Below are 14,528 nucleotides of genomic sequence, written 5' to 3'. Positions count from 1 at the left end.
AAAGGTTGTCCGAGTATAAATCGAGCAACCTTTTCCGTTCGTTCTATTACGTTTGTTATCGCCCTACTATGAATGAGGTCATGTTCAACGATCCGGCAATAACTCTGTCGTTAAACAGAGTCACTTGTTCCGATTCGTTTTTCATTCCCAACACGTAAAGCATCGGCATGTAATGTTCGGCCGTTGGAATTGCCAGCATGGCATCTTTGTGCAAACGACGATAGTCAATTAATGATTGATGATCGTCGTCCAGAATCTTCTTCTTCAGAATCTCGTTCATCTCGAACGCCCAATCGTATCCGTGTTCGGTTGAAAAGTCATTACTAGGAACCTGCAATATGCGCAGATTGTGTATCATGTTGCCACTACCCACAATCAGGATACCTTTGGTGCGTAAAAATCTCAGTTCTTGGGCAAACTGATAGTGCCATGCTGCATCTTTATAGTGATCCAGACTGATCTGTATAACCGGAATATCGGCTTCGGGATATACATGTTTCAAGACCGACCATGTTCCGTGATCGAGTCCCCACTCGTCTGTACCTGTAATATGTGTTTGTTTTATTTGTCGGATGATGTCGGCTGCAAGTTCGGGCGAACCTTCGGCCGGATATTGTTGAGCAAACAATTCGCGGGGAAAACCATAGAAATCGTGTATGGTCTCAGGCTGAGGATTGGTTGTCACGAAAGTTCCGCGAGTTTCCCAATGGGCCGAGATACAAACGATTGCTCTGGGCTTACGCATCAATGCGCCAAGCGATCGCCATTGTTGCGAAAAGACATTGTCTTCAATGGCATTCATCGGGCTTCCATGCCCCAAGAATACCATCGGCATCGTGTCTGTCGTTTCGTACGACGATACTTCGCGATATAATTCGTTCAATGTTTTTGTCATCCGGTCTGAATTGGTAGTACTATAACAAGCTTACATCTCGAAATGTTCGAGACATAAGCTATATTAATCAATCAATTCTATATTTTTCTAATAATGAGTCTTAATCGTTGAAATAAGTCTCTTTCAAAACCTTTATCACAGCCATCAGATCCTCGTCGGCAAGGTCGCGATCCATAGCCCGTTTGTAGGCGTTTGCCACGCTTTTGGCAGTTGGTGTATCCAAACCTTGTTCTATTGCCAGATTGATATCTTTATCCATATGCCGAAGCGGGAAAGCTGCCGGATATTGGTTTTGGATGATAGATTGCGTCTTCATATTCGACATGGGGCTACCGCATGCACTTTCGTTGACAATCTGCAGCATAGTCTCACGATCGATACCATTCTTTTCGGCAAATAGTACTGTCTCGGCCAATCCGTCGATGACAACTGACATATAATAATTGATAGCTAGTTTTGCTTTGGCTCCCTGCCCTACTTCGCCTAGATGCAATGACAATTTAGCCATTCGTTCGAAATATGGTAGTGCTTCTTCGAAATCGGCTTTAGTACCTCCGGCCAACACAATGAGTGTTCCGTCAGTTGCAGGTTTCACGCTTCCCGAAACGGGAGCTTCTATATAGTGTCCGCCTTGTGCTCTCACTTTCGATGCCACTTCGGTGGTCATATCTACCGAAATAGTACTCATATTGATTACCAGTTTACCTTTCAGACCTGCGGCAAGCAATTGATCGGCAATAGCCGATACGGCTTTGTCGTCCGACAGCATCAGGAATATAATATCCGACTTGGCTGCTTCGGCAACCGATGTACATTGTGTTGCTCCTTTCTCGACTACGGGAACAAGCTTTTCAACCGAGCGGTTGTAAACCGATAATGCGTATCCGGCTTTCAGAAGATTCAAGACCATAGGTACACCCATATGGCCCAAACCAATCCACGAAATTGATTTTGTATTCATTATTTTCATAGTTCATATTTTTTGGGCACAACTAATTTACAAAAAAAAATTGCTTTTTCCTCTGTCTTTTACTGAGTTTCTGTATCCACAATAAAAAACTCTCTACCATCCCGTTCAGTTCGAGATAGTAGAGAGTCGTATTTTTTCGTTACGCTTGCGCGAAACTTCTTATTTCTGATCGTTGTACAGCTTATGCACTTGCAGGTCAGACAATGCTACGTTATAGATTGCGAAATTATCGATTGCTCCGCGTAGGCATCCCCAGTTTTCGGCTGTATGTGTTCCACCGATCACAGTGGTTGCTTCTTCGTATGTAGTTGCTGCACCTACCATCACTGGAAGTATTTTACCTGTTGAAGATGTGTAAACACCTGCTGTAGTACCTTTCAACGCCGGAAGATCGGCTGCAGTATATTCTTTCATATTCTTGCCATCTATGTAGAATGTCAACTTATGTTCATCGCTCTTCAGATCAAGCGATACTACGATATGAGCCCATTGTCCTGCTTTGATTTTAGTTTGGCTTCCTGCCTCAATTTTATCAAGAGTAGCTCCGCCATCGGTAGTAGCAACAAATGTCAGTTTCACTTCGCCCTGAGCATCAACTAGCAATTGCCAGTTATTCGAATAGTTGAACGAAGCAATATAATTTTTATCATTCATAGCATCGATACGCACCCATGCCGCAAAGCTCATTTTAGTCTGTAGGAAATCGTCGGCCATATAGTCTGTTATTGATACATGGGCTCCCTCTTTCAACAGTAAAGCTTTTCCGCCCTTATTCGTATCGTAGCTTGGTAACGTCGATTTACCAAATATTTCTTTCGGACCTCCTGCTATGGCAGCATTCAGTTCGGCAAGACCGCCAGTATTCACTTTTCCTTGAATAGTATCTTTGTCAAAATTCATAGATACAACTATCTCGCGTGCACGAATTATATCTAAAGCACTATCCTCGAAAGTTGCTTTAGCAGTTTTCAAAGTTTTGGTCTGAGTCGTTACCGATGTTTGGTATGTAGTTCCGTCCTCTACAAAAGTCTCGGCTTTTTCAACTGCTGTTTTGAATGTATCAATACTTTCCTGCGTGTAATATACCAATGTAGCGGCATCCAACAAGTTATTACACTCATCTATCAGTTCCTTCAGCTCGGTATAGTCTACTGCTTTTTCCGAGTCTTTGTCATCTTTACATGCAACCAAAAGCAGCGATAGAACTGCAAAACTTAGGATGTACGTCAAATATTTTTTCATTTTATTTCGGATTATTTTTCGTCAAAGATAATTAAAAACTATATCTAAGCGACCTATTCTATGCAGATTGCTATGCTTTTTATGAAATTTTCGGTTTTATTTGACGACAATCTGTAAGAGAGTGCTATGATAAGTGTATTCTTACCTCAACTGATAACGCAGACCTAGGCTGAAGAACAATCCTCCGTCTTGCGAGAAACGTGCAATATCACGTGTACTATTTTTCTCGCGGTAGACTCCACGATAGCACTTCACAAATCCCAGATTGGCACTTGCCACCAATTTGTTGACAATCATATGTTCGTATCGTGCATCCAGCTTCATATCGATGCGATCGTATGTATAGGTATGTTTAAATCCTTCTTGTCCTGGATAAATGTATCCGCGTTGCGAATCCATACTGAATCCTGCCGACAAGCGACCATTGTCGCCAATGAGCTGTGTCAGATATGCTTGTTTGGGGAGAATGATATCCAACAGATAAGGTGTTCCTTCGAATCGGTGGCGAAATGTAAATATCGGGAACACCGGAAATTGCATTGCGCGCGAAGTGGAACCGAAGAGTCCGACCGACATGCGTGTCGTCTCATTATCTATGACAGTCATTGTAGCTGTAAACAAGCCCGTAAGATACTCGAATCGTTTTTCCGATCCATCGGCAACAACCGATGCCGTTAGCAATAGTCGTTTTTTGAAGATATTTACAAAATATGCTCCCGACAAACCTCCACTGATAGAGTGCGTTTCTTCGTTACGCGCATGATTGAGTTTTAATATTTCTATATCCTGCGGACGAATACGATCGTATGCCGTAAGTGCATAATTGTATCTAGCCAAAGCCGACAGTGCAAGCCCTTTTTTGTAGAAGAAAGGTACAGTCGCCCCTACATTGATGCGTTGCACGTTACCAATTTCGCCTTTTTCGTACAAACCTTTTTCGGGTCTTTCCATCTTCAGTTTATAGTCAGATCCGGACAGATAACTGTAATTGACCTCAACAAGCGACTGCCCGTCAAATTTTGTCTGCAGAGGATTGATTGGCTCTTTCTTTGTCTCTTGCGAATAGATAGTCAGGCTTGTAAGAAGTAGGATACATATTGATATTTTGCGTAACATAAAATCGTTTTTTTGATTATTGCTGTGTTATATGAAGCTCCGTATTAATGGAATTGGCAAAGGAAGCAAATAAAATAATAAGTACACTTAATAAATATTCAAAAAAAACGGTGAATCAATATTTTTTATGATATCAATCCACCGAAAAAAAATGATTTGAGAATGCAGAATTTATTTTTCGCCTGACAGTTCACCGACAATATCCAAATCGTCGATTGCTAGCGAAGTAGAATAACCATTGGCTATAACAAAAGGCTGAAGCGCATCGAGCAATTTACGACGAAGCTTGTGTATCACCGTCTGATTGTAAAGCACATACGAATTGATAATTTCGTTTGCATTTCCTGCCAGATTGCCCGATCCCGAAAGTCCGGCCAAAGTAGGTGAAGTAAGCCGATGCGCGGAAATGATTTTCTGAAAGATAATTTCATCAACATTGTTGTACAGATCGGCATTATTCGAGGCTGTATAAGAAGTTACAACGGGTTTCACTTCCTGACTTTCTCCCCAAAGCACAACAATGCTGTTTGCTCCGTTTGTACCCGCATAGCTCGACTCTATATCGCGTTGAAATTGCTCTTTTTGTCCGTCCGATGGATTGCTGGGCATCGTAATGATGGTCGATGGCACGAATCCATTGTTGATCGAATTGCGATAGAATTGACCTAACAAGCCATCGGCTTCGATGTAATTCAGAGCCGAATAATATTGGGGTACGGGATAGTAATCGAGACTTGGTTCGTAGTCTTTGTAATAGAACAAATAAGGTGTTCCTTTTACCATTTCTTCGCTGCCATAGGCCGTCATCTCTACCGGAGCATATTTACCCGAAGTACGTCGCCAGTCGTTTGCCAAGAAGAAAGACAGATAAGCTCCGTAATCGTTGGTCTGACCAACGCGTACTTTGCTGAAATCAGTATGAAAAAGGCTCATACTTCGTCCATCGTGATTGAGTATGACCTGAAAGCAGAATCCGCCAAAAGTCACATAATCGCGTGCCAACTTCTCGATCAGCTCATCCCAATCGCTGTGCGGATTCGGTGTTCCGCAATAGACAGAGCGATCTACGCCCGATCCGCAGATGTAAGTCACTTTGTTCTCTATAATCGATTTATTGATTGCCGACTGATTGTTCAGTTCGATGATGCGCTGCGGAAGCAGATTGTCCGAGTCGTAGCTGATCCAGCCACGAATGTTGCGACGAAAAGTTGGGTACTGACGCGAAGTCTCGGAAAGTCGAATGACAGAATATTTCATATTATCCATAGTTTTTTTACTTTATAGATAATCTTCCAAGAATACGATCAGGTGGTTTTAACACATCATACGATCAAAACATTCGGCTACGGGCTTCGGACAATTAGTTTATTTACTAACTTCGTCACCATATTGACTCAATGAATCACTAAAATAAAATACTATGAAATCGAAACTAATCCTCACACTATTATCAATCTTTATCTTTGCAGGTATCCTTTCGGCACAAAGTGAAAAGCCTTTTCGTTTTGGTGTCATCGGAGGAATGAACCTTTCAAACGTCAAAGCCGATTTGGATAACCGGGTAGGTTTTCATGCCGGAGTGAAAGCGGAATATGCGCTACCACTAAATTTCTACCTAGAAAGCGGTTTGCTATTTACCCGAAAAGGTTTTGAAATGAAATATTCATTAGACAAGTACAGTGGATATGGCAGTTATTCCGGTTATGGGAGTTATGGCAATAACGCTTATGGATATGGAGATGCTTATGGAGACTATGAGCCGGAAAAAATAAATGGCAAATCTAAAGCAAATAAATACATGCTCGAATTACCTATACATATAGGTTACAAATTGAAAATCCTTCCAGCATTTTCTGTATTTGGTAGCGCCGGAGGATATCTTGGATATGGAATTGGAGGAAAATACAAAGGAACAATAACAAACATAACTACCGAGATAGTAGAGATACCCGACTATAACGAATTGCAACCAGGCAGACCAAATATTACCGTAGAAACACATATAGGAAGTGAAAAGATATATAATGATGAAAAACGTTTCGACTGGGGATTGGGACTGAAAGCGGGAGTCGAGCTTTTCGACCGACTACAGATTTCAGCCAGTTACGATTGGGGTATGAATAAATTGTACAGCGAAACCAGCGAAGGAAACAATCGCAATTTTATGGTTTCGTGCGCATTTATGGTATTCTAAATAAAACATTCAGATATTAAACAATACGCCTCTTGCTTAATAACAAGAGGCGTTATCTTTTTAGTCTTTAGCAAGATTTACACAATATGTAAATAACTTTTCGAAATCGTCTTTATTCTTCAGCTTTAGCTTATTCTCCTTAGCATATTCTTCTATTTCTTTCTTTTTGTCAGGATACAATTTGACGAAATCTTTTACCGACTTGATACGTATAAATTTTCCATTGTCATTCTTCAAATAAAAATTTGGAATATTGGTTTTCTCTACACCTCCAAATTCTTGACTATTACTTTGAGCATAACGATCGGCCGAAATAGCTTTATATTTCTTATTTTCATTTATTGTAGCCGATTCTATTCCATATCCGATATCACCTCCGTGATGCTTACGCTTGCCCGTCCAACGGATATAATACTCACCCGAATCGAGAGTGATTCGTTCGAAAAAAGATCTACGTTCACCAGGCACAAATATATGTCCTTTAATATCAATATAATCGATACGAGACGACGCAACAGCCAAGAGCAGAATATTATCCTCATTATCGAGGATACACATCTGTTCATCAACAAAATTATAGTTGAATTTACCTGTTGTGCCACGTCCATCTTTCAGATGCACTTTTCCATCAAAAAAATCATTCAAGACAAACTCCTCCAACACATTATCCTGAGCCATTATAGTCTGAAGGCCAAAAAACAAGCTTAATCCTAACATGAAAATTTTAAGTCTCATATGGTATTATTTATTGGGTTACAATTATACATGTCTAATTTAGTAAAAAAGTCTATAGGTTCAGAACTAACAAATCAATTTAACACATAAAATCGCATGAAATACGAAAAACAAATCACACAACACTTCAAGTAATAGAATTTTAACACCATATTCGCCATTTACTTATCTCAAGGCAACTAATATCATTACATGGATCAATAAACTATTCGACTAATAGATGCTGCAAACAGACTACCAAACCAATAACAACATCATAAAAACACGACCACAAATCCGACATTCTGAGGCTTTATTCGGTCAGTAGCAACGCTATATGCATCACAAAGCATATAGTAAAAAGCATGGCGAAATTGAGATCTAAAATAATGAACAGAATATTTTATCTTTGTGTGTCTAAAATCTAAAATTCTACAAATTTACGCCATGCAAAACGAGCTTCTGACCAGAAACAATCGTATCGATGTAGCCGATGTCTTACGAGGATTTGCCGTAATGGGTATTACCATTCTGCATTGTATCGAACATTTCAACGTGTTTTACTATCCCGAATATTCGGCTCCGGGAACATTTTTTCACTTCACCGACCATGCAATATGGGATTCGCTGTTCTTTACTTTCGGAGGTAAAGCCTATGCAATCTTTGCACTTCTGTTCGGATTCAGCTTTTATGTACAGGACAGCAATCAGGCTAAACGTGGCAAAGACTTCCGTCTGCGATTTGTATGGCGATTGATACTACTTTTTATTATTGGGAATATCAACGGAATGTTTTTCACGGGCGAGATACTGGTACTCTACTCCATCGTAGGATTCGTGCTTGTACTCACCTGCCGATTACCAAATAAAATATTAATTCCGCTAGCTGTGATCCTGCTTCTTCAACCTATCGAGTGCGTTCGTCTCGTGATGGAAGCTGTCAATCCTACATTCGAAGAAGTAGAACGCGTATCGGGATATTACTTCGGACAAGTATTAGAAGTACAAAAATCTGGAAGTTTCATCGAGATGGTCAAGGCCAATCTTTGGGACGGACAGATAGGTAGTCTGACTTGGGCTTGGGAACATGGACGAATGATGCAAACTGCGGCTTTATTCATTTTCGGGATGCTGATCGGCCGTATGCAATTACTAGTTTATACAGTCAAAAATATAAAATTCTGGGGTATAGCCCTCACTGTTGCACTTTTAGGATACTTCCCACTTGCAGGCTTGACTCCTATGCTTCCAGCTTATATCGAGAATCCAGCAATGTTGTTTTCGGCTAATCTGATAACATCATCAATGTCCAAATTCTTCTTCATGCTCATCATGGTATCATTGCTAATACTCTTATTCTACTCGTTGCCTAAAGCCGAAAGTTTCCTTATAAAACTTGCTCCTTACGGACGAATGAGTCTGACAAACTACTTGTCTCAATCTGTCATCGGTGCTGCTGTATTCTATGGCTGGGGATTGGGATTGTACGATGATATGAGTACCACTATGAGTTTTGTATTCGGTATCGGACTATTCGTTGCTCAACTCTTGTTCTGTCAATGGTGGATGAAGTCGCACAAACATGGCCCGCTGGAATATCTGTGGAAAAAAGCTACTTGGATAGGCTCGGGCAGAAAAATATAAAATAAGCATCAGGCAGGCTCGAACAGAAGCCGCCAAGCAAGCATATATGTTAGTTAGGCTACTAAATCAACGAACTTTTATCGTCTGACGAGCCTAACTAATTTTATTTTACTAACTTTGTGGCTTTATTTCAAAGCATCATATGCGTACATATAATACGCATTCAAACTGAAAATGAAGCTATTGCACGAGCAATGTGGTTTAAAAAGATAGTAGATACAATAAATAATAAAAAGGGATTTTTTACCTTTTTGCGCGCACAATTTTCGTCACAAGTGTCAAGCTGGCTCGATTTTCTAGTCAGTATTTTGTGTGTAAACCTATTTGGCATGTACTATGGGCTGTCTACCATGTTGGGGAATATTTCGGGCGGACTGCTCAATTGCTTCATCAACTACAAGTGGACATTCAAAGCGCAAGGTCAATCGGTAAAATATGTACTAATCAAGTTTGTATTAGTATGGTTTGGAAGCATTATACTCAACACACAAGGAACAATACTTTTTACGGAATATGTAATGAAATACATTCCGGTAGAAAGTCTACCTGATATCTTGGTAAACAATGTCTTCCTGATACCCAAGATCGTAGTATCGCTCATCGTAGGATGGGTGTGGAACTACAATATGCAACGTGTTTTTGTATATCGCGATAGAGACATAAAGGGCTTTTTCTGTAAATTCTGCTCCGGATCGTCGCGAAAAAAAGATATTTAAACTTTATAAATTGTTTTAGCATGAGTGAAACAAAGAAAAAGGACAACGAAGAGGCATTAGCCAAAATTTCGAAAGACAGAAGCAGAACCAACCTGCTTAGAAATTCGGAACAAAAGTTTCTTGCTTATCTCGTACAACGTATCCCTCGTTGGATATCGTCGGATATGCTTACCGGAATCGGATTCGTGGGTAGTATCATAACCTTTGCATCGTTTGTATTGGCAGCCTATGTGCATCCATACTGGTTATTATTGGGTATCTTCGGATTCTTCGTCAACTGGTTTGGTGATTCGACCGACGGGCGTGTAGCCTATTATCGCGGAACTCCGCGCAAATGGTATGGTTTTTCGCTCGATATTGTAGTCGACTGGTGGACTGATATCCTCATTGGTTGCGGATTCGTAGTATATGTACAAGGCGTTTGGCAATGGGCCGGATTTGGCTTCATCATGCTATACGGATGGGCAATCATCATGGCACTGTTGCGCTATAAAATTACCGACAAATATACCATCGACTCGAATCTGATGGGACCAACCGAAGTACGTATCATGATATCGCTATTCCTTGTGGCCGAGGTTGCATTTCCGGGAGTATTGAAATATCTGGGAGTTGCGGCTTGTGTGGTATTATTTATATTCAATGTACTGGATATGCGCAATGTTCTGAAAATGGGTGACGAACGCGATGCACGCGAACGTGAAGAAAAAAGAAAACTAGCAGAGAAAGCATAATGAAGGAAAAGCTGATAAGCGACGAAATGATACGCAAAGTTCATCCCGTATTCAGAGGTCGCTTCGGAAATTTACTGACAAAACTAGTATTTAAACTTGGCGGACTCAACAAAGTCAATGCCGTTTACGACGGATCGAAACAATATACGGGAGTAGAATTTACGACCAGCCTGCTCGACAAGCTGGAGATAACGCGTAATGTAGAGAATATTGAAGTACTGAAGCAATTCGAAGGCAAGCCTTTCATCACCGTATCGAACCATCCTTACGGACACATCGATGGCATAATGGTTGCCGATCTGGTGGGACACCAACGCAGCGACTTCAAGATCATGGTAAACTGGGTGCTGATGCAGATCGACACGATGGAGGAGTTCTTTATCGGAGTCAATCCTTTCCCCGGCGACGGCAAGCTGGCAAATGCCAAATCGAGTGTAGGTGGAGTCAAAGAGTCGATCAGCCATCTGAAAGGCGGACATCCGCTCGGATTCTTTCCGGCAGGAGGCATATCGTTACCGAATATTACGGGCGATGTGGTAGATAATGTTTGGCAAAGCTCGGTAATACGCATCATCAAGAAAGCACGAGTGCCGGTCATACCAATTTACATATCGGGCAAAAATTCTTTTTGGTTTCAATTGCTGGGACATATCAGCTGGAAAGTGCGTACTGCACGCCTGCTGCACGAAGTAACCAACAAACGCGGCAAAACGATAACCATCCGATTCGGCGAACCGATTTGGCCCGAAGATCAGGACAAGTACAGCGACATGAAAGAGTTTGGCGAGTTTCTGAAATCGAAAACATACGAACTGAATACGAAAAAAGGAAAATCTTAACGGTTTTCCTTTTTCTTTACGATTAAACTATCGGATTAATAAAAGGTCTTATCTTTATCAGGCAAATAAATAATAAATTCAAACACAAAAACATATTGCTTTATGAAAACAGACCTTTATACCAAAATCGTTTTGACTGTAATTGCTGTAGCATTAGTAGCTAACTTCTTCAAAGACAACAGTTCTATTTCATCGGCTTATGCACAAGACAAAGTTCCTGCTCCAGCACCGATAGAACGTCAAATAATCGACGTCAATCTGGTGCAAGTGAATGGTATAGATTTATACGAACGTCTTGTAAATCTGAAAGATGGTACAAAAGCTGGCTATATTCCGGTATCGCTCGAGTCGGTAGATGCAAATACCAGTACTTTCAATGTGAATGTTAAGGATATAGATGATTCTTTTGTCGTTGAAGACTCATTCTTCTCGAATCGAAAGTATATTCGGACATTTCCTAGCGAATAGGATAAAACAATCAATTAAAATAAAATTCTTTTATCTATATGAAAAAACATATAGATATGATGAAACATAGTTTTGAAATTGGAATTAAGATAGATCGGAAAGATCTAGTAGGTGGAGCTAAAGCTATAATACAAGATATATCGAGTGATGCAACGCAAGCATTTACTAAGATATTGGCAGCTATGCAAGAGATGAGTACGATGTTACAAAAATCATCAGAAAGTTTCAAAAAAACAGCTAGTGAGGTTGCATCCGAATTGAGTATTATCTTTATATTTTGTCCCCAACTCTCCTAAAGGGGCTTTTCTCGGAATCTACCTATCTATATCATAAAAGGGGCCAATAAACAATCCAAAGAAAAAAGAGGATCTTTATCTATACAGAAAAAATCGTTTATTCACACTTAACACATGAAAACGACTTCTGTATTCTACCGCAACATGGATGCCTTCGGACAAGGCAAACGATATATCGTCAACAAGGGATCTACCCGATCGTCAAAGACTTACAGCCTGCTGCAACTGCTGTTTCAGGTTGCCGACAACTCTCCTCGCCGACTTGTCATATCCATCGTATCCGAATCGATGCCTCATCTCAAACGTGGCTGCATCCGCGACTTTATGAACATTCTTCAGAGCGAAGGGCGCTGGGAACCTCGTCAATGGAATGCTACGGAAAAGACTTACCGCTTGGGCGAATCGCTCATCGAGTTTTTCTCGGCCGACAATGCATCCAAAGTTCACGGACCATCGCGCGATATTCTCTATATCAACGAGTGTATCAATATTCCTTACGAGACTTACCGACAGCTGGCAATCCGGACGACGGGTACAATCTTTCTGGATTGCAATCCGGCCTTCTCGTTTTGGCTCGACGATAAAGTACTCACTTCTGCCGAATCCATCCTCATTCATTCCACCTATCGTGACAACGAATTCTTGAGCGAAGCGCAAATCAACGAGATCGAATCCAATCAGTCGGACGCCAATTGGTGGCGTGTTTATGGCGAAGGGCTTACGGGCACACTTTCGGGTGCAGTGATTGGCAATTGGGATATTGTGGACAGTTTGCCGAAAACGTATAAAGATCGCTGGATAGGTATCGACTTCGGTTTCACGAACGACCCAACGGCAATTGTAGATATCCGCCTCTCGGAAGGCGAATTATGGATCGACGAACTGCTATTTGCCAAATCTTACGACAATCTGATGATTGCCCGTCACCTCGACGAGTCGGGTATCGACCTCAACGTTCCGATCATCGCCGATAGTGCCGAGCCGAAAAGTATTCGTGAGATAGCTTCGCAAGGTTGGCGCATCGAAGCTGCTCAGAAAGGAGCAGACAGTATACTGACGGGAATCGGGATCTTGAATCGTTACTCGAAACACGTTACGGCGCGCAGTCTGAATATCATCAACGAATACCGTAATTATCGTTGGCAAACCGATCAGGACGGCAATGCACTGAACCGACCTATCGACCGCTACAATCACTCGATTGATGCACAACGTTATGTTTGCCTCAACAAGCTATTAGAGCGTAGCAGTAATTCGCTATCGTATGGAGTGATTCAAGGACGACGACCGGCATAAACAAGAAAAATGGAGTAACCTAAACGATTACTCCATTCACTTTCAACGAATAAAATGTCTAGCTTTATTCTTCAATAATCCTATAATCTTTCCATACTTCATCCTTTTCGTAATTAGGCTTGCTACCTTTTGGTACATAAATCGTAGGCAACTTTTATTTCATATAAATGCACGTTATATGCTTTAGAACACACTTTCTTAATCCTAATATAAAGTCAGTAAGCAGAACTTCAAGCAGATAAATCCTGCTTACGACTTGAAGATTATAATTAAGTCAGGTTATTATTTTTCCAAAATTTGATAATTACACCAATCGGGATGCGATTCATAATTCGATTTTGCGCCCTTCGGAACATAAATCTTAGGCATCGAAGCACTATTACTCGAAGATTTAGCAACAGATTGTGTCGACGACTTCAAGGTCGGAGGGGTACTCGATTGTATTTGCAATGTTTTGACAAATCGTGCGTCAAATGTATTCACATACATTTCTTTCACACCGGCAGGAAGAATAACATCAGCTAGAGAAACACATCCTTTGAAGGCATTTTCTCCAATCTCGGTCAAACTTTTTGGAAAGTTTATTTCGCTCAACTGTGCACAATTTTCGAAAGCATTAGCTTCTATCTTTTTCAGATTGTTATACATCGTTAGTTCGCTAACTGTCGATCCATAAAATGCCTTTTCGCCTATAGCTTTCAATTTACGGGGCAATATGACGGTTTTCAGCCATGGAAACGGAGTAGCCCCGATATTCGAAAGATGCCTCTGATGCAATGTATTGGCTTCTATATATCCGGTCGAGTCGGAATCGTGAGACCTTATATCTGCCTTCTCAAGATTCAGATACATCAATGTCTTCTGAAAGTATTTCAACATACCAAAATCTTCGAATTCCAAAACACCTTCTACTCCTATATATGGATAGTAAATTATATCATATCGGGCGATCAATCGACCAAGGTCGCCACCTTCGGTATTCAGTATAAAAACGCCGTATTTTTCATCGGGATATACGTAAGTATCTTTATTGTCATCACACGACATAAACATTAAAAAGCTCAGTAAAATAAATACATAAGGGGTCCGTTCCAAACAATTTCTCATAGTTTCGATTTTTTAAATTTTATAATAATAGAGTATCTCTTGACAGAGCTACCTCAGGCGGATAAATAGGCGCTAGCATACCCACAATCCGACAAGACAACGATTCCTCGGGTGGATCAATCCCCGAGACTGCCTTTTATAAATAAATATCACTGGATTACTTTTTCCTTTTGCGTATAAAATCGATCCGCTGATGATTATAGAAAGGAAACTTGTACAATAATATTATCTTTCACAATATAGATTGTCTAGATTAAAAATTAATACTAGTAGATTCCATCTAACTAGAATTAACAT

General features: G+C 40.7%; 15 protein-coding genes. 8 read left to right on the top strand and 7 right to left on the bottom strand.

The window, feature by feature from the left end; translation table 11 throughout:
- Nucleotides 1–55: 55 nt before the first annotated feature.
- The 5 genes from ygiD to C1A06_RS00300 all read right to left on the bottom strand — a co-directional run bounded on the left by ygiD (nucleotide 56) and on the right by C1A06_RS00300 (nucleotide 5,489).
- Nucleotides 56–895 carry a 4,5-DOPA-extradiol-dioxygenase gene (ygiD, locus tag C1A06_RS00320; RefSeq protein WP_101688225.1) on the bottom strand — a complete coding sequence of 280 codons (840 nt, stop codon included), beginning with the start codon at nucleotides 893–895 and terminating at the stop codon, nucleotides 56–58.
- Nucleotides 896–995: 100 nt separating this feature from the next.
- The gene (locus C1A06_RS00315; protein WP_221405668.1) at nucleotides 996–1,865 is read right to left on the bottom strand and encodes an NAD(P)-dependent oxidoreductase; all 870 of its coding nucleotides are present in this window, start codon (nucleotides 1,863–1,865) and stop codon (nucleotides 996–998) included.
- Nucleotides 1,866–2,024: 159 nt separating this feature from the next.
- Nucleotides 2,025–3,107 (bottom strand): LamG domain-containing protein, encoded by a 1,083-nt coding sequence (locus C1A06_RS00310; protein ID WP_101688224.1) that lies wholly within the window; start codon nucleotides 3,105–3,107, stop codon nucleotides 2,025–2,027.
- A 141-nt stretch (nucleotides 3,108–3,248) separates the two neighbouring features.
- A complete protein-coding gene (locus tag C1A06_RS00305) occupies nucleotides 3,249–4,223 on the bottom strand; it encodes a hypothetical protein (RefSeq protein ID WP_101688223.1) in 975 nt (324 codons plus the stop codon).
- Nucleotides 4,224–4,394: 171 nt separating this feature from the next.
- Nucleotides 4,395–5,489 carry a phage portal family protein gene (locus C1A06_RS00300; protein ID WP_101688222.1) on the bottom strand — a complete coding sequence of 365 codons (1,095 nt, stop codon included), beginning with the start codon at nucleotides 5,487–5,489 and terminating at the stop codon, nucleotides 4,395–4,397.
- A 154-nt stretch (nucleotides 5,490–5,643) separates the two neighbouring features.
- Between C1A06_RS00300 and C1A06_RS00295 the strand changes: the two genes are divergently transcribed.
- Entirely contained in the window at nucleotides 5,644–6,417 is a 774-nt protein-coding gene (locus C1A06_RS00295) for an outer membrane beta-barrel protein (protein ID WP_101688221.1), read from the top strand.
- A gap of 60 nt (nucleotides 6,418–6,477) precedes the next feature.
- On the opposite strand, the gene C1A06_RS00290 is transcribed toward C1A06_RS00295, so the two are convergent.
- A complete protein-coding gene (locus tag C1A06_RS00290) occupies nucleotides 6,478–7,152 on the bottom strand; it encodes a hypothetical protein (protein WP_101688220.1) in 675 nt (224 codons plus the stop codon).
- A gap of 426 nt (nucleotides 7,153–7,578) precedes the next feature.
- Between C1A06_RS00290 and C1A06_RS00285 the strand changes: the two genes are divergently transcribed.
- From C1A06_RS00285 to C1A06_RS00255, 7 genes are all read left to right on the top strand, one after another.
- Entirely contained in the window at nucleotides 7,579–8,775 is a 1,197-nt protein-coding gene (locus C1A06_RS00285) for a DUF418 domain-containing protein (protein WP_101688219.1), read from the top strand.
- 119 nt (nucleotides 8,776–8,894) lie between these two features.
- Complete coding sequence (locus C1A06_RS00280; protein WP_245871973.1) at nucleotides 8,895–9,491, top strand: GtrA family protein; 597 nt, start codon at nucleotides 8,895–8,897, stop codon at nucleotides 9,489–9,491.
- Nucleotides 9,492–9,511: 20 nt separating this feature from the next.
- Nucleotides 9,512–10,225: a CDP-alcohol phosphatidyltransferase family protein gene (locus tag C1A06_RS00275; protein ID WP_101688217.1), complete on the top strand. Its 714-nt coding sequence runs from the start codon at nucleotides 9,512–9,514 to the stop codon at nucleotides 10,223–10,225.
- Nucleotides 10,225–11,064 carry a lysophospholipid acyltransferase family protein gene (locus C1A06_RS00270; protein ID WP_101688216.1) on the top strand — a complete coding sequence of 280 codons (840 nt, stop codon included), beginning with the start codon at nucleotides 10,225–10,227 and terminating at the stop codon, nucleotides 11,062–11,064. The genes C1A06_RS00275 and C1A06_RS00270 overlap by 1 nt, the downstream gene beginning before the upstream one ends.
- A 102-nt stretch (nucleotides 11,065–11,166) precedes the next feature.
- The gene (locus C1A06_RS00265; protein ID WP_101688215.1) at nucleotides 11,167–11,532 is read left to right on the top strand and encodes a hypothetical protein; all 366 of its coding nucleotides are present in this window, start codon (nucleotides 11,167–11,169) and stop codon (nucleotides 11,530–11,532) included.
- A 38-nt stretch (nucleotides 11,533–11,570) separates the two neighbouring features.
- Entirely contained in the window at nucleotides 11,571–11,828 is a 258-nt protein-coding gene (locus tag C1A06_RS00260; RefSeq protein ID WP_101688214.1) for a hypothetical protein, read from the top strand.
- Between the two features lie 114 nt (nucleotides 11,829–11,942).
- A complete protein-coding gene (locus C1A06_RS00255) occupies nucleotides 11,943–13,124 on the top strand; it encodes a PBSX family phage terminase large subunit (protein WP_101688213.1) in 1,182 nt (393 codons plus the stop codon).
- A gap of 282 nt (nucleotides 13,125–13,406) precedes the next feature.
- On the opposite strand, the gene C1A06_RS00250 is transcribed toward C1A06_RS00255, so the two are convergent.
- Nucleotides 13,407–14,231: a leucine-rich repeat domain-containing protein gene (locus tag C1A06_RS00250; RefSeq protein ID WP_101688212.1), complete on the bottom strand. Its 825-nt coding sequence runs from the start codon at nucleotides 14,229–14,231 to the stop codon at nucleotides 13,407–13,409.
- Nucleotides 14,232–14,528 lie beyond the last annotated feature (297 nt).

This window comes from Dysgonomonas massiliensis (assembly GCF_900240225.1).
GTDB classification, from domain to species: Bacteria; Bacteroidota; Bacteroidia; order Bacteroidales; family Dysgonomonadaceae; genus Dysgonomonas; species Dysgonomonas massiliensis.
The sequence above is the reverse complement of the archived record's forward strand: the minus strand, read 5'-3'. Positions and strand labels throughout refer to the sequence as shown.